The sequence below is a fragment of the Calothrix sp. NIES-2098 genome (assembly GCF_963875125.1).
Lineage (GTDB): Bacteria > Cyanobacteriota > Cyanobacteriia > Cyanobacteriales > Nostocaceae > Aulosira.
Genome location: NZ_CAWNKJ010000001.1, coordinates 4,069,367 through 4,090,780, shown reverse-complemented (window position 1 = coordinate 4,090,780; position 21,414 = coordinate 4,069,367). Strand labels below are relative to the sequence as shown.

Sequence of the window (21,414 nt, the reverse complement as noted above, 5' to 3'; positions counted from 1 at the left end):
CAAGAAAGATTATGGTAACGCAACCCAATCTTACACCCAACCAACCACACTCAACTTCCAGCAACGGTCATACTGTTGGTTTACCTACACAACAGCAACTTATTTCCACTCTCGAAGAATTGCGAACTGAACTAGATCAAGCTGATTGGGTGGAAACAGGGCCATTGCGAGACAGAATCCGCAAGTTAAAAGAATTGGTAAATGTGTTGCCATATCAAGACAAAGGAGATGGATTAGAGGTAGAGCAAGTACAGGCGATCGCCAGCAAAATTCGCCAATTTTCCGATCTAGATACCTTGCTTGCTACTGCTGTCATGGAGTTACAAAGCGCCCTGCAAGCCGATCGCGTAGTGGTGTATGAGTTTACGAATCCGACACTGGGGATAGTTGCTGCGGAGGCGATGAGGGATGGCTTTACCCCAATGCTGAAGGAAAAACTACCCGCCGTTATTTTTGGGTTAGGTTCTGCCAAGCTTTATCAACAAGAAAAATTAGTAGCGATCGCGGATACCTACAGTGCAAGTTTGTCTCCTCACCAAAAGCAACTCTTGGATCGGTTTCAGGTCAGAGCTTGTTTGAGTTTACCAATCTTAACAAAAGATGGGATTTGGGGTTTGTTGGTAGTGCAGCAATGCACTGCACCTCGTCAGTGGCAGAATGCTGAAATTAAGTCGCTAAAATTGTTCGCGCAGGAATTAGAAGCGCAACTGCAAGTTGCCATGATTCAGGCTACATTGCAACAAGAAGTGGAAAAAGACCAAATCCTTACCGATGTAGCGAGTAAAATTCTCCAGTCTAAAGATGTGGATACGATCTTTCGCGTTGCCACCCAAGAAGTGCGACAGTCATTAAAATGCGATCGCGTGGCAATTTATCGTTTCAATCCTGACTGGAGTGGCGAATTTGTTGCTGAATCTGTGGGATCTGAGTGGGTTTCTCTGTTAGAAGAACAGCGAAACAACCCAGCAATTGTCAAGAACGTTAACTATTGCAGTGTTAGACAGCTTGCAGAAGAAGGAGGATTAGCTGGGACAACAGGGCGATCGCACGATAGCTACATTCAGCATACCCAAGGCAAAACCTTCCATCGCGGACAGGTCTATCGAGTCACTAATGATATCTACAGTGCTGGTTTTTCTGACTGCTATATCAAAGTTTTAGAAAGCTATCAAGCCAAAGCATACATCATTGTTGCCATTTTCCAGGGAGAACAGTTGTGGGGCTTGCTTGCTGCTTATCAAAATTCCGGCACTCGTCAGTGGAGAGATAGTGAAGTCCGACTGATGGTGCAGGTGGCATCTTTGTCTAGTATTGCCATTCAACAGTTGCAATATCAGCAACAACTTTATCAACGCTCTGAGGAGTCAGCCAAACTAATCGAACGAGAACGTACTGTTTTTGGCATCATTGAAAAGATTGGGCAAGCAACGGAGCTTCGCACGCTTTTCCGCACTACAACCCAAGAGTTGCGGCGATTTTTAAAATGCGATCGCGTTGTCGTTTATCAATTTTATCCAGATTGGAGTGGAGAAGTTATCGCTGAATCTGTGGCTGCGGGTTGGCCGTCACTGTTGGAGATGCAGCAACAAGAAGGCATTTTCAAAACAGGTCTGATATCTTCAGAGCGTTGCAGTGTTAAGGAGTATGGCTCCCCTGCGAAACTTGATACCGATACATATCTCAAGGAAACGCAGGGTGGAATGTACGCCAAAGGAACGCGCTTCCGCAAAGTCAACGATATTTATGCTGCTGGTTTTTCACCTTGCTATGTAGAAGCATTAGAGAAGTTCCAAGCCAAAGCATACATTATTGTTCCCATCTTCCGCAGTGGTAAGCTTTGGGGTTTGTTAGCAGCCTATCAAAATTCTGATGTGCGGAAATGGACTGAAGAAGAGACTGGCGCTTTGTTGCAGATCGGCGAACCGTTGAGCATTGCCCTCCAGCAAGCTGAATATATCGAACAGCTACGGTTAAAAAATCTAGAAATGACCCAAGTAGCTGAAGTAGAAAACGCGATCGCGCGGATGGCGGAGAGAATGCGTCATTCCCAACAGCCAGAAACAATCTACCGCACTACCTTGGCAGAATTGCGGCAGTTGTTCAAATGCGATCGCCTGGCAATATATCGCTTCAACTCTGACTGGGGTGGTGAATTTATTGCCGAATCTGTAGGAAGTGACTGGGTGCCTTTGGTTGGCCCCGATATCAAAACCGTCTGGGCAGACGAACACCTAAAGCAAACCCAAGGCGGACGCTATCGCAACAATGAAACTTTTGTTGTCAATGACATCTATACTGTTGGTCATGCCCAGTGCCACATCGACATACTTGAGCAGTTCCAAGTTAAAGCCTACACCATCGCTCCGATTTTTGCTGGCAACAAACTTTGGGGTTTATTAGGAGCTTACCAAAATAGCGGGCCGCGCCAGTGGAATTCCGAGGAGGTGCGATTGCTGACCAAATTGGGTATTCAGTTGGGTTTAACCGTGCAGCAAGCCGAGTACATCGAACAACTAAAAACGAAGAATGCTGAGTTGGCGCGGGCAGCAGAAGAGGAACAAGTGCTGACAGCGATGGTGGAAAAAATCCGTCAGGCACAGGATACAGACACAATTTTTGAGAATGTATTGCCAAGTTTACGCAAACAACTACAGTGCGATCGCCTAGCAGTATTTCGCTTTAATTCCGACTGGAGTGTGGAGTTTGTTGCCGAATCCGTAAAAGATAAATGGTTGTCTTTAGCTAGTTCCGACATCAAAACAATTTGGATGGACGAACATTTACAAGAAACTCAAGGCGGACGCTATCGCAATCATGAAACCTTTGTCGTCGATGATATTTATGCTGTCGGTCACGTTCAGTGCTACCTAGAGATATTAGAAAAAATCCAAGCCAAAGCTTACGCGATCGCTCCTATCTTTACTGGTAGCAAACTCTGGGGCTTTTTAGGAGCATACCAAAATACTGAACCCAGGCAGTGGAAATCCAAGGATGTGCAACTTTTGCGAAAACTAGCTCTGCAAATGGGTATCGGTTTGCAGCAGATTAAATATATCGAACAGCTCAAGAACAAGAATACAGAGTTAGCGCGAACCGCAGAAGGGGAACGAGCCTTGACAAGGCTGGCAGAAAAAATTCGCCAAGCTCAAGAGCTAGATATGATTTTCCGCAACGCCTTACCAGAATTGCGATCGCACTTGGAATGCGATCGGCTGGCAGTATACCGCTTCAATCCAGATTGGGGTGGAGAATTTATTGCCGAATCTGTAAGTCGTGAATGGGTAGCTTTGGTTGGCCCCGATATCAGGACTGTATGGGAAGACGAACACCTACAACAAACCCAAGGTGGACGCTATCGCCACAACGAGACGTTCACGATTAATGATATTTACACTTCTGGTCATGCCCAGTGCCACATAAAAATTCTCGAGCAATTCCAGATTAGAGCTTATATCATCACCCCGATTATTGCCGGAAACAAGCTCTGGGGTTTGTTAGGAGCATATCAGAATGACGGGCCGCGGCAATGGCAAGATAATGAAATCAACTTAGTAGCGAAAATCGGTACGCAGTTTGGGGTAGCCGTCCAGCAATCGCAATACTTACAACAAACCTTAAACAAGAATGAGGAACTGACAAAACTGGCAGAACGGGAAGTAGCAAACGCCCGATTTTCCTATCGCTTGCCAAGTCGGTTAACAGAGATGGCCCAAAGTCATGGTAACGTTCTGGAATTTGTCCAGTTTGCCACCCACGAACTTCGTCAACTGCTGAAAGTAGATCGAGTTGGAGTTTACCGTTTTGAGCCTGATTGGTCTGGAGAATTTGTAGTTGAGTCTGTAACCGGAGATTGGCCGAAGCTAGTGGGAACTAGCCTTGCCAGAGTTAGAGATACCTTTCTCCAGTACAACAAAGGCGGGCGTTATGCTCGTAAAGAAAGTTTGCGGGTTGACAATATATATAGTGTCGGTCATGACGAATGCCACATTCAATTGTTAGAAACGTGGGGAACTAAAGCCTACATGATTGCGCCGATTTTTCAAGAAGATCGGTTATGGGGGCTGATGGGAGTTTATCAAAATAGCGTAGCGCGCCAATGGGAGCAATCAGAGGAGGATGTTCTCAACCAAGCCAGCGTCCAGATTGGCATTGCCCTGAATTTGGCAGAGTACCTAAAACAAGTGCGCACTCAAGAGCAGCAACTAGCAGAAGCAGCAGAGCGCGATCGCACCGCACGGGAAAAACTGCAACAAGGAGCTATACGGGTTCTCATGGCTTTAGAACCATCCTTCAGGGGCGATCTCACCGTTCGCGCTCCCCTATCTGAAGATGAAATTGGGACGATCGCCGATGGTTACAACACTACAATCCAAAGTTTGCGAGATTTAGTGCGACAAGTACAGATTGCTGCTGGCAGGGTGAGTGAAACTTCTAGCAATAACACTACCTCAGTAGTAAAACTATCTGACCAAGCTCAACAGCAGGTAGAACGGCTCGAACGCGCTCTGGAACAATTACAAATGATGGTAACTTCCACCCAGGTAGTCGCTACTGATGCTCAAAGAGTAGGACAGGCGGTTCAAGAAGCTAATAAAACCGTCCAAGCTGGCGATTCGCTGATGGAAAAAACCGTAGAAGGCATTTTAGAGATTCGGGAAACCGTTTCCGAAACAGCGAAGAAGATTAAACGCCTCGGTGAAGCTTCTCAGAAAATCTCGAAAGTAGTGAGTTTGATTGAAAACTTTGCCACTCAAACTAACTTGCTGGCACTCAATGCGGCGATTGAAGCTACCCGTGCTGGAGAGTACGGTAAAGGCTTTGCGGTGGTTGCAGATGAAGTTCGTTCCCTGGCTTATCAGTCAGCGAGTGCTACCACAGAAATTGAGCGACTCGTGCAAGAAATTCAAAGTGGAACCAACGAAGTTACCGCAGCAATGGAAGTAGGCATTACCCAAGTTGTCCAAGGGTCGAAATTGATCGATGAGACTCGTTATTCCCTGAGTGCGATCGTGGCAGCTACCAACGAAATTGGTGGATTGGTGCAAGGAATTACTCAAGCAGTTTCCAACCAAAGTCAGCAATCTCAGGTATTGACAGAAGCGATGGTGGATGTTTCGGCGATCGCCCGCAAGACTTCGCAAAGTGCCATCCACATTTCCGAGTCTTTTGAAGAACTAAGGATGACTTCACAACAACTGGAAACCAGCGTTAGCCAGTTCAAAGTTGACTAATCTCGCAAAACTGTTATGAACACCGATCCCAGTAATCAACGGCAGTTAGAGCAGGCTTTTCTGGCTGAAGCGGCAGAGTTGTTGCAAACCATCGAACAGAGTCTCATCGGTTTACTTGATGAAAAAACAACCGAAAAAGTTCACGCCTTGATGCGCAGCGCCCATACTCTTAAGGGAAGTGCTGCCAGTGTTGGACAAGAAACGATCAAGACAATTGCCCATCATTTGGAAGATGTATTCCAGGCGTTATACCCTCAAGAGTTGGAAATCGATCCAGAATTGGGTGCTTTGCTTCTAGATGCTTATGAGTGCTTGCGAACTCCATTGAGCGCAACCTTAATGGGTTTATCCTACAATGAGGCAGAAATACTCGATAAAACTGCCTCAATCTTCGCCCAACTCCAACATAAACTAGGCGACTTTTTTGGTCGTGAGGCTCCGCTTCCCAGTTCTGAAGAACTTGGCTTTGATGTGGTAGAGTCAATCTTTTCTGGGAGTGTAACCCAGGATTTGCACCAGCTCTCAGCTGACATCCAAAGCCGAGATCCGCAACAAATTCAAACAACACTCAACTCCCAAGCAGAATTTTTTGCCGAACTAGCAGCATCTTATAGCTTATCTGGATTGGAAGAAATTGCCCAGGCGACCCTCAACGCGCTCAAAGCGCATCCAGACAAAGTACTGCAAATCGCTCAGGTGGCTTTAGAAAATTTTCAAGCAGCTCAAGCAGCAATACTTGCAGGCGATCGCACTCAAGGCGGAGAAATATCTCCACAATTGCGAGCATGGGCAGGGTTAACTACTCCTGTTCCACAACCGCAAGGGCAGCCAGTTTTCATCGCTGCCCAAACGACTACAACTGAGAATCAGCCATCCCCCCTCCTCAATGCGAGCGAAGCGGAATCAATTTGGTCGTTTTTCCCGAAGCGAACTGATAATTCCGTAGCGAAAGCACCGGAGGTACTGGAACCAATTTCTCAGGATTCGGTAGTAGCCCCCTCTGCTATAGATCGGATTTTACAGTCAATCTGGATAGGAGATTCACAGACATCCTGCCGCTACTCAGACTCAGATCGGCCTGCCTCTCCACCACCAGCGCCAAGCCTCCAGGTTCAGTCATCGGCATCACTTCCCAGTATCCGAGTAGCGATCGAACAACTCGATCGCCTCAGCCATACGATTGGGGAATTGCTAATCAACGAAAACCAACAAAACCTACAATCTAATCACATCCACAAAGCAGCTCAAGAGACTCTACTACAATTTTTGCACTGTCAACAACAACTTAGTAAAGTTTCTACTTGGTCGGATCGACAACTGCTTCCCGAACGCGCAAAGCAGCGATACCCACGCTGCTCAATTGTCCGTGCTTCCCCAACTGCCCAGGCACAATCTAATTTTGATGCCTTAGAAATGGATAGCTATAGCGAGTTGCACATTCTCCTGCAAAATCTCACAGAAGACATGGTGCAATTAGGAGAACGGATTGAGACTTTTAATGCCTTAGTTCAGCAATCTCGCTTTAGTCTGGGAAAGCGCAAGCAATTGCTCTCAGGAGCGCAGGAAGATTTGCTGCAAGCCAGAATGGTGCCACTGGGAACAGTGTTAAATCGCTTTCCCCGCCTCCTGCAACAGATGGTCGCAACTTATCATAAGCCTGTTGAACTCAAGCTTGCTGGCACGAAGGTACTCGTAGATAAAGCCATTTCCGAGCAGTTATACGATCCCTTGCTGCACATGATTCGCAATGCCTTCGATCATGGCATTGAATCAGTAGAAACCCGCAGACAGCAGGGTAAACCAGAAACCGGAACAATTACAATTCAAGCCTATCATCAAGGCAACCGCACTACTATTGAGGTACGGGATGATGGTCGAGGCTTGAACTGGGAATCGATTCGCCAACGAGGTATAGAAAAACACCTGCTGACTTCCGAACAAGCCGCCTATGCCTCACAAGACCAACTAGCAGAGTTATTATTTGAACCGGGCTTTTCTACCGCTAACCAGATTGGTGAGTTATCTGGTCGCGGTATCGGCTTAGATGTCGTTCGCACGCAATTGCAAGCTTTACAAGGTTCGATTGTGGTGCGATCGCTTTCAGGGCAGGGAACCACCTTTATCCTGCAATTGCCCCTGAGCTTGACAACGGCACGCTTGCTCGTTTGCCAATCTCAAGGTATCACTTATGCCTTGCTGTCTGAAGGAATTAGCCAGGTTTTATTACCGCAGCCAGACCAGATTCAAGTCCAGCAATCTTTACACGGTCAAGGTATCCAAAAATTCTGGCAGTGGGGAGAAGGGCAACATCAGCAACTAATTCCCATCCGTCCGCTTGCCAATTTGCTGGATTACAAATATCCTTTATTCACCCAAGACCACAATTTAACCCTCAGTCCTTTTCCAGTCAAACAACGGAACACCGTCGAACCTCTGCTATTGTTGCAAACAGAGCAGCAATACCTGTGTTTGCAAGTCGATCAGATTTTAGTCGAGCAGGAATTAGTTATTAAATCCCTCGGTAGAGTCCTGACTTTACCTAGTTACATCCAAGGCTACAGTGTCTTGGGAAATGGTAGTCTCACCCTCACCATTGACCCGTTGGAGTTAGTTCGTCAAACCTGGGAGACAGATATGATGCCGACTTCCCAGGCATCAAGTCTGACAACTAAACTCTTGCCTGCGCCTGAGCCTGTTCTTACTCTAGAGGGGCAGCAATCCGAGCTAACGATAATGCAACCGCAGCAACAGCTAATCGAACTTAATACAGCCGTTGCTCAACCTAACCGGCTGACGGTGTTAGTGGTGGAAGATTCGGTTGTACAAAGGCAAAGTTTAGTACAGACGCTCCAGAAAGCCGATTATCAAGTGTTGCAAGCAGGCGATGGTCGAGAGGCGATCGCGCAAATGCTTCAAAACGGTGATGTCAATCTAGTAATTTGTGACATTGAAATGCCACGGATGAATGGATTTGAGTTCTTAGAACACCATCGCCAAGACGAGCGTTTGTCGGGAATTCCTGTGGTGATGCTAACTACCCGTAGCGGCCAGAAGCACCGCCAATTAGCTTTAGCTCTAGGGGCAAAAGCTTACCTGACCAAACCCTATTCCGAACAGAACTTCCTAGCCGCGATCGCCGAACTGGTTAATAACCCTTAGCCCCCACCCGTAACCTGCTATGCTTAACACTCCCTTTCCGTTTAAGCGATTATCTGGCACTGTGAGCGAGAGCGACTCATTACGAGTCGTTGTTTTTGTGATCGCAGACTATTTATTTGCCCTGCCAGTTGGTGCAGTTCTCAAGGTGATTGCTTGTCCTCCTATTAGCAGTACGGTTGAAAATGGGATCGGGATGGTCGATCTGGGAGCGCAAACTATTACGATTGTGGACTTGCGCCAGAAGTTAATTCCGCAAGTACAAATCCAACAGACGCACCAAGTTTCTGCGGTTGACACTTCAGGACGCTTTTTACTTCTGACTCAAACACGGACTGGAGAACTTTGTGGCATTCCTGTGGACAAGCCCCCTGCTTTAATCGATATTCCTTTGTCAGCTGTGCGTCCAGTGCCTTGGTCTTATCGGCAAGTAGCGGAGTTAAACTTTGTTAGTCACATGGCTGTCTTGTCTGTAGCACCAAATGAAGAACCACTCAAAGTCCTGCTTCTAGGCATGAACCAGATATTGGCTGATAAGTTGGGGTTGCCCGGAACAACCCCAACCTTGGCGCCTGGACTGACATCATGCGAACAACGGCAAAGATTTCTGCGTTTTTCCTTGGGCGATCGGGGAAGTGGATTGCTACCATTCCACTCAGTAGTGGACACGATTCATATCGCTAGCTCAGAAATTTCTCCAGCCCCGGCCTTACCAAGTTGGATTTTAGGTTTCTATAATTGGCAAGGACAGATGCTGCGGCTGGTTGACTTAGAACATTTGCTTGGTTATGCACCGCTTTTTAAGCGACAGTCACGACCAGAAAAGCCAATAGTTCTGGTTGTTGAGCTTCAAAATCAGGTAGTCGGGTTTTTGGTCGCTCATGTCTTAGATGTAGAGTGGCAGGATTTACAGCAAACACAATCGGCACCAACCGACTTTTCCCCCAACAAACTACTAAATTTTGTTCGAGGTATTCTGCCAAGCGATCGCTGGATTTTAGACACCAAAGCGATCGCCCAGACATTGCAATGGCAAACCCACTGATTTAACTTGATGCTGCCAAGGAGTTTTCTGTGACGATCGCAACTTTAAACCCTAATTTTGAAAGCCAGCCTGACAATCAAATCCAGATAGAAGAAATTTTGGCTAATGTAGCTGTACTCAAAGCAGTCTTTCAATCTGCTAAGGGGCCAAAGGTCGCTCAATTGCAGCACAAGGTAAGTCAAATCGAAGCTTTTATCCAAGCTTTGGCGAATTCTTCGCCCAGTGGCAATGATGACAATGTGCAAAGGGCTTTTCAGTTCCAGCGAGAACAACTGGCGACAATTGCTCGGCAGATGCAGCAGGCAAAAGGCCAAACCGCACTTTTGGAGGTTACAGTCACCGCCCTTCGAGATGTTCTCAACGCCGATCGCGTCCTGATTTATCGTTTTGAGGAAGATAATCGCACTCGAGCGATCGCTGAAGCTATACAACCGGGTTGGACATCCTTGCTCAACCAATCCCTACCGATAAATTTGTTTGTTACTAAACCTGATTTTAGTAACCCAACTGAAGTATTAGAATTAACTCCGCGCCAACAGCAATTTTGGCAACGTTTTCAGGTGCAAGCGAGTCTGTGCTTACCTTTGATTGTCAAACAACAGCCCTGGGGTTTGTTAGTTATTCAGCATTGCCTTGCACCCCGACAATGGCAAGAAGCAGAGCGCAGTTTGCTGCAACAAGTAGGAATGATGTTGACAATTAACTTGCACTCGGCTGAAATAGTAGCTCCACCTGCTCAACAGCTGTCACCGCCTCCCGAAAAGGTTGAATCCTGCGATCGCTCACAGTTACTAGTGCCATTGCAGCAGGTGATCCAGGCCGTACAAGAAGGAGCAAAAATCGCCGAGCAAGAGCGCGAGTATTTAATGTCTATTCAAGATACTGTTGCTTTTACAAATAAACAGCTGCAATACCTTAATGAATTTTGCCAGCAAGCTTCTGGCTTTGTTGGCCTTGTGGAAGGCTTGAGTAGCAAAATTCAGATTTTGTCGCTGAATACAGCCATAGAAGCAACAAAAGCTAGCGAGCAAGAACTAAGTTTGCTAGCTGCTGCCGAACAGGTGGAAATTCTCTCCCATCAAGCCCGCGAAAGCACCCTAAATATAGAGGAATGGTTTCAAGAACTCCAACTGGCAACAGCAGACGTTACTTCTGCTATCGAACCATGCGATCGCCAAATTAGTGCTGGGCTGGAGTCAATCGCGCAAATCCAGGAGCAATTTAGAGCGATCGCTGACATCGCTGCTTGTACCCTCAAATCAATGTCGAAGCCATAGAATTGTCACAAACCAGGAGTTTCGATGAGTACCGATTTTGTCCCCCAACCGCAGAACAACGATCGCTTTCTAGAAGAAGCGATCGATCTGTTACTGTTCTTGGAGCAGGAGTTGCCTAACTATACAAAAGACAGTAACCCCGGTACAGCTTTGGCTCTCATGGAAGCTGCTGACTCTCTGCATTCGATAGCCATAGCAGCCGAGCTAGATACAATTGCTATAGTTGCAGCGGCACTAGGGGAGATTTTTCAGCTTTTGCATCAGTATCGAGCAACTATTGATGGCACAGTCGCCTCTTTGTTGTCGGAAGGATTAGATTGCTTACAAATGCTGCTGATGGCATTTTTAACAGCCTCGAAAATTGACGAAGTAGAAATTCTAGAGCGTATGTCTGCTATTGTTGCTCGTCTGCAAGCACAGTTTAGGGATTCCCAGGATACACACCTTGAGACATCGGTAGAGCAACCGCAGGAACATCAACCAGTTATTCAGTTTGGCGATTCCTTGAACGAGGTAGAATCTTCTGCATCTCTACCAGAGCAAGTTATAGTTAAAGACGAAGAAAGTCTTGACAGAGAACTAGTAAGTGAAACTAACCCCCAGTTTAGTATCTTTGTTCACGTAGATACTGAGAAGCTTCCCGTTAAGGTAGGGGAACTAGCAAACCTGGAGGAGGAAGATTTTCAGGCTTGGTTGGGAGATTTTTTCCTGCCTGCTGAAATATCTGAAGCATCCCTAGTTAAATCTTTGAGCGATCGCCATACACTCTCTTTACAAGAATCCATTCCCACCCTTGTTGCAACCAGTATTCCAGCCGCCACACCAATCAATATTCAGCATCTCGAACAACTAAACGCGCTCCTTGCAACATTACTAATTAACTATAATCAGCAAGCTTGTCAGGAAGAACAACAGCAACATACCATCGGGCAGTTACTTCGACAAGTTAAACGATTACAACGCCTGCTGGATAATCTACAGGAATGGTCAGGACGTTTAGCAGCAATTTCAGATACCCTTTCCCCTTTAGCTGCTTCTCGCTCTCAGCAGTTGTACAGTACTTTGCAATCTGTTTTAGCTGAAGCGTCTCTTGTGGCATCAACTGTTCATTCCCTGAATAACGATCGTTACCAACTCAAACAAGAACTCGTACACCAGGAAAATTTACTTAACCGTTCTGCTGATTTAGTTAAAAAAGTTACAAATATTCCTTTAAAAACAGCCTTAGAACCATTGCATCGGCTTTGGTCTCAGTTACAAGCTCTACAAGATAAGTCTGCTAGACTACATTTACAAATTAGCGATATCCAAGTCGATCGCACGTTTAGCGATCGCCTCCGTGTCCTGCTGTTGCATATAAGTTGCTATTTACTAGAGCAAAGTATCGAGTCTTGCCAAACACGCCAACAGCTAGGTAAAAATAGCAACGGTATTATCGAAATTCAAATCTATCAGCAGGGAAATCAACTAATTATTGATGGCTGCGATGATGGCGCAGGACTTAACTTATCTCAAATCTATCAACAAGCTTTAGCCCAAGGATTCGCCCTGACAAAACCAGGGGATATCTTACCAGTGACTGAATTAATACTTGAACCAGAGGTTTCATCTGTTTTGTGCGATCGTGCTGCCTTAGAGTTAGGAGCAGAATTAACTGAAGTTTGCAAGCAATTAACAGCTATTCAAGGAAGAATAGTATTGAAGTCTAAAGCTGGACATGGTACAGCCTTCTCGCTGCAAATTCCCCTAGAGCAAAAAATTGCTCAACTTATTGTCTGTCAAGCCAACTCCAGACTCTATGCATTTGTTGCCGATTCGGTAGAGCAAATTTGTCTATCCCAGTCCGAACAAATTCTCCACACTCAAGCGGGACGCATGTTATTTTTGCAGTCTTCTAGCAGATCCAGTGGCTTCCTGCGTGGCGATCGCGAGCATCCAACAACAGAAATGCTCGTCCCTATCCACTTACTAACTGATGTGCTGATTTCTCCTAACCACCTTCCCAGCCCAGTTACCCCTTACAGTACAGATACACTAAATGCTTTCAAGCAGGATAAGCCATTACTAGTATTTCGTTACTTAGACAAACTATGCGCTTTAGAAGTAGATTGCATCATCGGCAAGCAATCCTCTGCGATTCATCCTCTAGGGGAAACAACCCCAGTTGCTCCTTATATCCAAGGCACTAGTGTTCTTGCCAATGGACAACTTAGCCTGGTTTTGGATGGTCGTCTTCTCACAAAATCTCTAACTTAAACTGTATTGATCTTTAACCTCAATTAAAGGATTTCCAAGCAATAAAATCAGCAGTTAAGTTGATCCGCCTTTAAGTTGCATAATCCCAGGGGGATTTTGAGTTTCTGTTTGATGTGCGATCGTCAAAACCAGTCATCTAAAATAATTTCTAAATGGTTCAGCTAAAATTCCCAGAATTTCTGCCAGTTGTGCAATAAAGTATTCAGTTCTGTCAATTGTGAGGATTTGTGTTTCCAAGGTTAAAAACTTCCACAGAGTGCCAGTTGATACTACGCCATATATTGTCTGAGATTTCCCTTTGCGATCGTTAAAGACTTGGGCTGCTACCATTTCAGCTACGCATTGTCCTAAACCCAGCTTAATATCATTATCTTTGGCTTCAACTACTGTCATAACTGGAGCAGTAATTAACAACTGATTTTCTGAAGCACTAAGAATAAAATCACATACGCCATTGAGTCCTCTATTTTCATCTACGTTAAATGAAATTCCTGAGAAATAACCGATTCTGCCTTGAAATATTCTTCTAACTTCTAGAAGAATCGGAGTGAGAATTAATTCAGACCTTGCCTTCTCGGTACTGATATTAGTCGCTAGCTCTAGGGTTTCTTCCAGAGCTTCTGTCAATCGTTGAGATGGTTGGATTGGAGGAACTTGAGCAAATAAGTTATGACTTTCCTTAAGAGTAAGGTTTAAGTCGTTAATTGCTTTATCAAGAGTTTTAAAATCGCTGTATGACATAGTGGGTTCGATACTGTTTCTGTAGGAGTAGAAGGCACAGTCTAGGCAGTGGGATCTAATGTAATGGTACTTTGTGGAAATACTGATGAGAATCTAAGCATTTCTGAGGCAAATATTAGGAAACAAAGCCTATACACAAAACTGCTTAGTAACGATACTCAATTGCTGTAACGAAGTTACCATCTACACATATTTTTTTAACGCAACCATTGAGGATTGCTCTTTTATCTTGAGCTGCAAGTCCTTGCCAGTAACTTTTATTAGCAAAAGCCCGGATAATGCGTTCCTTAGCAATCAACGATTCTCTGGACGTATTATTGATTGCTCCCAGTGCGATCGCAATTTGTTCTTTGAGGTCATTTTTGATTTGTTCGATGGCTGAACTTGGTGGCAAGGTTTCCAGATTATTCAGTGATGCGCGGAGAGTTTTGACTTCTGGGGGTTCCTCTATAATAATTGGCTCATCTGTTTCTACCAAGTTCGCTAACCGTTCGGCTTCCTGTGCCAATAAATCTACAACTTGGATATCTAATATTTTTGATGAAATCATAGTTTTATTGCTACAGTTGCCAGCTTTATACAAACGGCACTGAAAATAATAGATAGCTTGTCCCTGCTTATCTACTCGTTTTGCATGGCGCGTCATTGAACCTCCGCATTGAGCGCATTTGATTAAATTAGAAAATGGGTTGATTTCGTTATCTTCTCTGGAAGCCCATCGGTTATGGCGATTACTGCGGATCGTTTGTTTTATTTGTTCGTGTTCGGCGCAGGTAATGATAGCTTCATCGTCGTGGGTTCCCCATTTTACTTTCCACTCGTCAAAATGTTTGCGCTTACCTTTTGATTTCACATAAGTATCAAAAGGCAAGCCTCCCGCATAAACAGGGTTGACTAATAATGCTTTTAAACCTGGAATTGACCATCTCAACCCAGACCAAGGATAACGCAAAGGGTGGTTAGCTTTAGCTGGTGTAAAGACAATTTTATCTAAGTCGTCATCGCTGATAATTCGTGAAGATTTCTCTGGCTTGTTCCAATCAAAAGCTTTTGTTTCTATGCCAAAATCTGAGTGCAATTTACGAACGGTAGCCGCAACAGAACCGCACTCAAAAAAAGTATTGAAAATATATCTAGCTACATCAGATACAGTTAACTCTCTTCGCCCTTCTAACAAGCAAACGCATGGAGAGCGATCGCGGACATATTTATCGTTGTGGATGCGGTATCCTAATGGCGCAACTCGGTGACTTTTCCCTTGGGTGACGCGATGACGGCGTTCGCTCTTTAACCTCTCCGTCACCATTCTCACCTCAAATTTGGCAGCAGCAAGCAACATATCAATAGTTAATTCTCCGCCCAAACTGTCTGGATCGACTCCTTGATCTAAAGCGATGAGCTTAATTCCTTTGGAACGCAATACTTCCAACAATGAATAAAACAACTTTGATGATGAACCAATGCGATCGATCCGGGTGAATTGCAGAGATATTACCTTACCCTTTGCAGACGTCTTCAAGTCATTAATTAATTGTTGTAGTCCTTCCCTGACTTCGGTTGTCCGTGATTGAATATCCCAGTATACTTTTGAACATCCAGCATTTTGCAAGCGTTCTATTTGTTTACGCAACGCACCTTTATCTGTTTGCTGCTCCTCACCGCTGACCCTTGCGTAACCCCAACTTTCCATAACAGCGCATAGACACAACCTTTATTATATTTGATAGAGGATACTTCTATTCTCAGAAATTCTCTGAGCAGTTGCAAAAGCGTCAACCCCAAGTGATAGAAGCAGAAGCATAACTATAGAGGCCCTTGGGGATGCTTGCCACAGCTTAGGATGAAGCCCAATGAAAAACTTCATCCTACCTTCCGACGAACGCCCTACAGACTTCACACTTCATATTATTGGTATTACCTCAAAATTTTGGCTCTTGTCTCCTCACAATTAGAACCAATGCAAAACAACTGCATTTATCTCGATAATAATGCCACCACTAAGGTAGACCCAGAAGTTGTAGAGGCAATGCTGCCCTACTTAACTGAATATTACGGCAATCCCTCTAGTATGCACACCTTTGGCGGACAGCTTGCCAAAGCAGTGAAAATAGCAAGAGAACAACTTGCAGCCCTTTTGGGAGCCGATGAATCGGAAATTGTCTACACTAGTTGCGGAACTGAAGGCGATAACGCTGCAATTCGCGCCGCACTGTTGGCGCAACCAGACAAGCGACATATTATTACTACCCAAGTTGAACACCCAGCAGTACTGAATGTCTGCAAGCAATTAGAAACCCAAGGTTATAGTGTTACCTATCTTTCGGTAAATCGTCAGGGACAATTGGATCTCAATGAGCTAGAAGCTTCCTTGACAGGTAACACCGCCTTGGTGACAACGATGTATGCAAATAACGAAACTGGCGTGGTTTTCCCAATCGAGCAGATTGGATTGCGAGCCAAAGAGTATGGCGCTTTATTCCACGTCGATGCGGTGCAAGCAGTAGGGAAGATTCCCTTAAATATGAAGAATAGCACCGTAGATATGTTAACCCTATCCGGTCACAAGATTCACGCACCCAAAGGAATTGGGGCTTTATATGTCCGGCGTGGTGTGAGATTCCGTCCCTTTTTGATTGGCGGACACCAAGAACGCGGACGCCGTGCGGGAACAGAGAACGTTCCCGGAATTATTGCACTCGGCAAAGCTGCCGAACTGGAACTGTTACATTTAGAAGAGGCGACAAAAAGAGAAAGCAGGCTGCGCGATCGCCTAGAAAAAACCTTACTCGCTACGATTCCTGATTGTGAAGTTAATGGCGATATTACGCAGAGATTGCCAAACACCACTAACATCGGCTTCAAGTATATCGAAGGTGAAGCCATCTTACTCTCCCTGAACAAATACGGTATCTGTGCCTCATCTGGTTCTGCTTGTACTTCTGGCTCTTTGGAACCTTCCCACGTATTGCGAGCAATGGGTTTACCCTACACCACCTTGCACGGTTCCATCCGCTTTAGCCTCTGTCGCTACACCACAGAAGCCGAAATCGATCGAGTAATCGCGGTAATGCCTGAGATTGTAGAACGTTTGCGTGCCCTTTCACCCTTCAAAAATGACGAAGCAGGTTGGCTGCAAGCGCAAGAGCAAACACTGGCTCATCGCTAATTAGGGAATGGGGCATGGGGCATAGAGAATGGAATCAATGCCCAATGACGGCAGTTGCTTCAAGCCGGGGAACCCGTCCAACGCACTGCCTCCCCAATGCCCAATCCCTCAATCTAAAATCCAAAATCCAAAATCTAAAATCGGTTATGTGGGACTACACAGATAAAGTATTAGAACTGTTTTACAATCCCAAGAATCAGGGAGCTATTGAAGAAGCTGATGAATCTGGGGTGAAGGTAGCAACTGGAGAGGTAGGTAGCATTGCTTGTGGTGATGCTCTGAGACTACACTTGAAAGTTGAAGTCGCCAGCGATAAGATTCTCGATGCTCGCTTTCAAACTTTTGGCTGTACCAGTGCGATCGCATCTTCCAGCGCCCTCACTGAAATGATTAAGGGTTTAACCTTAGATGAAGCCTTAAATGTCTCCAATAAAGACATTGCAGATTACTTGGGTGGATTGCCAGAAGCGAAAATGCATTGCTCTGTGATGGGGCAAGAAGCGCTAGAAGCGGCAATTTATAATTATCGCGGCATTCCCCTAACTGCCCATGATGACGATGATGAAGGCGCACTCATTTGTAGTTGCTTTGGTATCAGCGAATCCAAAATTCGGCGCGTGATTTTGGAAAATAACCTTACTGATGCCGAGCAGGTAACAAACTACGTCAAAGCTGGTGGCGGATGCGGTTCCTGTCTGGCAAATATTGATGATATTATTAAAGATGTACAGCAACAAGCCGCAACACCTGCAATCGATAACTATAGCGTGAAAGTTGCAACCGATATTGCTACTGCTAAACAATCACAACGCCCATTGACTAATGTGCAGAAAATTGCACTAATTCAAAAGGTCTTAGATGAAGAAGTCAGACCAGTACTGATTGCTGACGGCGGCGATGTGGAACTGTACGATGTGGACGGCGATCGCGTTAAGGTTCTACTGCAAGGAGCTTGTGGTTCTTGTTCTAGCAGCACAGCAACTCTCAAGATTGCCATAGAAGCCAGGTTGCAGGATCGAGTCAGCAAGAACCTGATAGTAGAAGCGGTTGAGCCATAACTCTAGATTTTACGCACTGCACAAATACTCCCTCATGTGCATCAGCTAAGACACAAAAAGTAGGATTTGACAGAGACAATTCGCTTCGCATCAATGAATTCAGTCCTACCGACAACAGACAGCTAAAGCACATAGGCAAGTATTCCACGCCTAATTGCGAATTCCATAATCCAACTCGCTTCAAAGGAATGAGGATATGAGCGCACTCTACGAAAAAATTGGCGGACAAGCAACTCTCGACAAAGTAGTTGCAGATTTACACAAACGCATCCAAGCAGACAGCAGCGTGAATACTTTCTTCGCTAAGACAGATATGGCGAAACAACGTAGTCACTTTGTTGCTTTCGTAGCTCAGTTACTTGAGGGGCCAAAGCAATATGCAGGTCGCCCAATGGACAAAACCCACACAGGTATGAATATACAGCCCCAACACTTTGATACTATTGCCAAGCACCTCAGCGATGCAATGGCTGCAAATGGAGTGTCTGCTGATGATATCAGCGCTGCAATGGCTCGCGTCTCCAATGTCAAAGGCGCTATTTTAAACAAGTAATTGGACTTCGAGATTGATAGTCAAAGCATACATCAGTCAAGTCCTACCAGGTGTTTCTATCTGAATCACAAGTATTTGTAAAGTGCGTAATTACCTTTGTTAATAGTCATTTTTCATGGCTATTAACAAAGATTAAAAGAAAAAAAATTTAATTTGGCCGAGGAACATAGATGTCTTTACTACCGCTAGTTTTTGCTGTGGAGCGATCGCCCCCGGCGACGTTCTACACCAACTCACTCCGAGCTTCAACGGGTGTGAGACCCAACAGACAAAAGCAAAAGACCCACCAACCAACCAATTGCAGGAAACACGAACCATGACTGACGAAAATATTAGACAGATAGCTTTCTACGGTAAAGGCGGTATCGGTAAATCTACCACCTCTCAAAACACCCTGGCAGCTATGGCAGAAATGGGTCAGCGCATTATGATTGTGGGTTGTGACCCCAAAGCTGACTCCACCCGTTTGATGCTCCACAGTAAAGCTCAAACCACCGTGCTGCACTTAGCAGCAGAACGTGGTGCAGTAGAAGATTTAGAATTAGAAGAAGTAATGTTGACCGGCTTCCGTGATGTGAAGTGCGTGGAGTCTGGTGGTCCAGAACCCGGTGTAGGTTGCGCTGGTCGTGGTATTATCACCGCTATTAACTTCTTGGAAGAAAACGGTGCTTACCAAGACCTAGACTTCGTATCTTACGACGTATTAGGTGACGTTGTATGCGGTGGTTTCGCTATGCCTATCCGTGAAGGTAAAGCACAAGAAATCTACATCGTTACCTCTGGTGAAATGATGGCGATGTACGCTGCTAACAACATCGCTCGTGGTATTTTGAAATATGCTCACTCCGGTGGTGTACGTTTAGGTGGTTTGATCTGTAACAGCCGTAAAGTTGACCGTGAAGCTGAACTAATTGAAAACTTGGCTGAACGTTTGAACACCCAAATGATTCACTTCGTACCTCGCGACAACATCGTTCAACACGCAGAATTGCGCCGGATGACTGTTAACGAGTATGCACCCGACAGCAACCAATCTCAAGAATACCGCGCACTAGCTAAGAAGATCATCAACAACACCAAGCTCACCATTCCGACACCAATGGAAATGGACGATCTAGAAGCTCTGTTGATCGAATACGGTATTCTCGACGACGATACCAAGCACGCAGACATCATCGGTAAGACCGCTGCGGAAGCACCTGTTAAGTAAACTATGTTTTAGGAAAAGGGAATACCTGCATCATTTCCCTTTTACCTATGATCTAATTTCTATCCCCCACGGGGACTAAGAGTCCCCAACCCCATAGGGGAAATCCCCTACCCTGACTACCCCGGTTCCTTAGGAGCAAGAGAGACTAGAAATGACTCCTCCAGAAAACAAGAACATCATTGAAGAAAGAAAAGAACTAATTAAAGAAGTTCTCCAAGCCTATCCTGAAAAAGCTGCCAAAAAACGGGAAAAGCACTTAAACGTATACGAAGAAGGTAAGTCTGACTGCGGCGTTAAGTCTAACATCAAATCTCTACCTGGTGTAATGACCGCCCGTGGTTGTGCTTATGCAGGTTCTAAGGGTGTGGTTTGGGGTCCTATTAAGGACATGATCCACATCAGCCACGGGCCTGTAGGTTGCGGTTACTGGTCTTGGTCTGGTCGTCGTAACTACTACATTGGTACAACTGGTGTTGACACCTTTGGTACCATGCACTTCACCTCTGACTTCCAAGAACGTGACATCGTTTTCGGTGGTGACAAAAAACTCTTAAAGCTGATTCAAGAACTCGAAGTCCTGTTCCCCCTCAGCCGTGGTGTTTCTATTCAATCTGAATGTCCCATCGGTTTGATTGGGGATGACATCGAAGCAGTTGCTAAGAAAGCTGCTAAAGAAATTAACAAGCCAGTTGTACCTGTACGTTGCGAAGGCTTCCGTGGTGTTTCTCAGTCCTTAGGACACCACATTGCTAACGACATGATCCGTGACTGGGTATTCCCCAGAGCAGATCAAGCTAAGAAAGATGGCACACTGAAGTTTGAGTCTACTCCTTATGACGTAGCTATCATCGGTGACTACAACATCGGTGGTGATGCTTGGGCTAGCCGCATCCTCTTAGAAGAAATCGGCTTGCGCGTAGTCGCTCAGTGGTCTGGTGATGGCACAATCAACGAAATGTTGATGACCCCTAATGTGAAGATGAACCTCATCCACTGCTATCGGTCGATGAACTACATCAGCCGTCACATGGAAGAGAAGTATGGTATCCCCTGGTTGGAATACAACTTCTTCGGCCCCACCAAGATTGCTGAATCCTTACGGGAAATTGCTTCTAAGTTTGACTCGAAGATCCAAGAAAACGCTGAGAAGGTGATTGCCAAGTATCAGCCGACAATGGATGCGATCGTTGCTAAGTATCGCCCCCGTTTGGAAGGTAAGACCGTTGCGATGATGGTTGGTGGTTTGCGTCCTCGCCACGTTGTACCCGCTTTCCAAGATTTGGGTATGAAGATGATTGGTACAGGTTATGAGTTCGCTCATAACGACGACTACAAACGTACCACTCACTACATCGAAAACGGCACCATCGTTTATGACGACGTTACCGCTTACGAATTTGAGGAGTTTGTAAAAGCACTCAAACCAGATTTGATTGCTTCTGGTGTGAAAGAGAAGTACGTTTTCCAAAAGATGGGTCTTCCTTTCCGTCAAATGCACTCTTGGGATTACTCCGGCCCTTATCACGGTTATGACGGATTTGCCATCTTCGCCCGCGATATGGATTTGGCACTCAACAGCCCAACCTGGGGATTAATTGGCGCTCCTTGGAACAAGAATACTAAAGCTAAGGCTAAAGCTGCCGTTTAGGGAATGGAATAGAGAGATTCGGGGCCTGGGGCTAAAACCCCAGGGGGGATTTGGGAATCCAAAATTCAAAATT

At 45.5% G+C, this 21,414-nt stretch carries 13 protein-coding genes; 11 read left to right on the top strand and 2 right to left on the bottom strand.

Going from position 1 to position 21,414, the window contains the following annotated elements:
• Positions 1-11: 11 nt before the first annotated feature.
• The 5 genes from AACU33_RS17015 to AACU33_RS16995 are packed head-to-tail and all read left to right on the top strand — an operon-like array spanning position 12 to position 12,965.
• The gene (locus AACU33_RS17015) at positions 12-5,231 is read left to right on the top strand and encodes a GAF domain-containing protein (protein WP_096589806.1); all 5,220 of its coding nucleotides are present in this window, start codon (positions 12-14) and stop codon (positions 5,229-5,231) included.
• Positions 5,232-5,246: 15 nt separating this feature from the next.
• On the top strand, positions 5,247-8,390 hold the full coding sequence (locus tag AACU33_RS17010) for a hybrid sensor histidine kinase/response regulator (RefSeq protein WP_096589805.1): 3,144 nt from the start codon (positions 5,247-5,249) through the stop codon (positions 8,388-8,390).
• A gap of 19 nt (positions 8,391-8,409) precedes the next feature.
• Entirely contained in the window at positions 8,410-9,432 is a 1,023-nt protein-coding gene (locus AACU33_RS17005; RefSeq protein ID WP_096589804.1) for a chemotaxis protein CheW, read from the top strand.
• A gap of 29 nt (positions 9,433-9,461) precedes the next feature.
• Positions 9,462-10,709 carry a GAF domain-containing protein gene (locus tag AACU33_RS17000; protein ID WP_096589803.1) on the top strand — a complete coding sequence of 416 codons (1,248 nt, stop codon included), beginning with the start codon at positions 9,462-9,464 and terminating at the stop codon, positions 10,707-10,709.
• Positions 10,710-10,733: 24 nt separating this feature from the next.
• Entirely contained in the window at positions 10,734-12,965 is a 2,232-nt protein-coding gene (locus AACU33_RS16995) for a chemotaxis protein CheW (RefSeq protein ID WP_096589802.1), read from the top strand.
• Positions 12,966-13,097: 132 nt separating this feature from the next.
• Here AACU33_RS16995 and AACU33_RS16990 read toward each other — a convergent pair whose 3' ends face one another.
• Complete coding sequence (locus AACU33_RS16990; RefSeq protein WP_096589801.1) at positions 13,098-13,706, bottom strand: hypothetical protein; 609 nt, start codon at positions 13,704-13,706, stop codon at positions 13,098-13,100.
• Positions 13,707-13,851: 145 nt separating this feature from the next.
• Positions 13,852-15,396, bottom strand: coding sequence for a fdxN element excision recombinase XisF (gene xisF / locus AACU33_RS16985; RefSeq protein WP_096589800.1), 1,545 nt, complete (start codon positions 15,394-15,396; stop codon positions 13,852-13,854).
• Positions 15,397-15,663: 267 nt separating this feature from the next.
• Here xisF and nifS point away from each other — a divergent pair, with 267 nt between their 5' ends.
• The 6 genes from nifS to nifD all read left to right on the top strand — a co-directional run bounded on the left by nifS (position 15,664) and on the right by nifD (position 21,341).
• On the top strand, positions 15,664-16,872 hold the full coding sequence (nifS, locus tag AACU33_RS16980) for a cysteine desulfurase NifS (protein ID WP_096589799.1): 1,209 nt from the start codon (positions 15,664-15,666) through the stop codon (positions 16,870-16,872).
• Positions 16,873-17,018: 146 nt separating this feature from the next.
• The gene (gene nifU, locus AACU33_RS16975; RefSeq protein WP_096589798.1) at positions 17,019-17,930 is read left to right on the top strand and encodes a Fe-S cluster assembly protein NifU; all 912 of its coding nucleotides are present in this window, start codon (positions 17,019-17,021) and stop codon (positions 17,928-17,930) included.
• Between the two features lie 196 nt (positions 17,931-18,126).
• Entirely contained in the window at positions 18,127-18,483 is a 357-nt protein-coding gene (locus AACU33_RS16970; protein WP_096589797.1) for a group I truncated hemoglobin, read from the top strand.
• Between the two features lie 170 nt (positions 18,484-18,653).
• On the top strand, positions 18,654-18,803 hold the full coding sequence (locus AACU33_RS16965) for a hypothetical protein (RefSeq protein WP_339376083.1): 150 nt from the start codon (positions 18,654-18,656) through the stop codon (positions 18,801-18,803).
• Complete coding sequence (gene nifH, locus AACU33_RS16960; protein ID WP_096589796.1) at positions 18,800-19,693, top strand: nitrogenase iron protein; 894 nt, start codon at positions 18,800-18,802, stop codon at positions 19,691-19,693. Before AACU33_RS16965 ends, nifH begins: the two co-directional genes overlap by 4 nt.
• 151 nt (positions 19,694-19,844) lie before the next feature.
• On the top strand, positions 19,845-21,341 hold the full coding sequence (gene nifD, locus AACU33_RS16955; RefSeq protein WP_096589795.1) for a nitrogenase molybdenum-iron protein alpha chain: 1,497 nt from the start codon (positions 19,845-19,847) through the stop codon (positions 21,339-21,341).
• The last annotated feature ends 73 nt before the right edge of the window (positions 21,342-21,414 follow it).

Coding starts and splice junctions, on each gene's coding strand:
- AACU33_RS16995 (WP_096589802.1), top strand. CDS start 10,734: ATGAGTACCGATTTTGTCCCCCAACCGCAGAACAACGATCGCTTTCTA.
- nifS (WP_096589799.1), top strand. CDS start 15,664: ATGCAAAACAACTGCATTTATCTCGATAATAATGCCACCACTAAGGTA.
- AACU33_RS16970 (WP_096589797.1), top strand. CDS start 18,127: ATGAGCGCACTCTACGAAAAAATTGGCGGACAAGCAACTCTCGACAAA.
- xisF (WP_096589800.1), bottom strand. CDS start 15,396: ATGGAAAGTTGGGGTTACGCAAGGGTCAGCGGTGAGGAGCAGCAAACA.
- AACU33_RS16990 (WP_096589801.1), bottom strand. CDS start 13,706: ATGTCATACAGCGATTTTAAAACTCTTGATAAAGCAATTAACGACTTA.
- nifH (WP_096589796.1), top strand. CDS start 18,800: ATGACTGACGAAAATATTAGACAGATAGCTTTCTACGGTAAAGGCGGT.
- nifU (WP_096589798.1), top strand. CDS start 17,019: ATGTGGGACTACACAGATAAAGTATTAGAACTGTTTTACAATCCCAAG.
- AACU33_RS17010 (WP_096589805.1), top strand. CDS start 5,247: ATGAACACCGATCCCAGTAATCAACGGCAGTTAGAGCAGGCTTTTCTG.
- AACU33_RS17005 (WP_096589804.1), top strand. CDS start 8,410: ATGCTTAACACTCCCTTTCCGTTTAAGCGATTATCTGGCACTGTGAGC.
- AACU33_RS16965 (WP_339376083.1), top strand. CDS start 18,654: ATGTCTTTACTACCGCTAGTTTTTGCTGTGGAGCGATCGCCCCCGGCG.
- AACU33_RS17015 (WP_096589806.1), top strand. CDS start 12: ATGGTAACGCAACCCAATCTTACACCCAACCAACCACACTCAACTTCC.
- nifD (WP_096589795.1), top strand. CDS start 19,845: ATGACTCCTCCAGAAAACAAGAACATCATTGAAGAAAGAAAAGAACTA.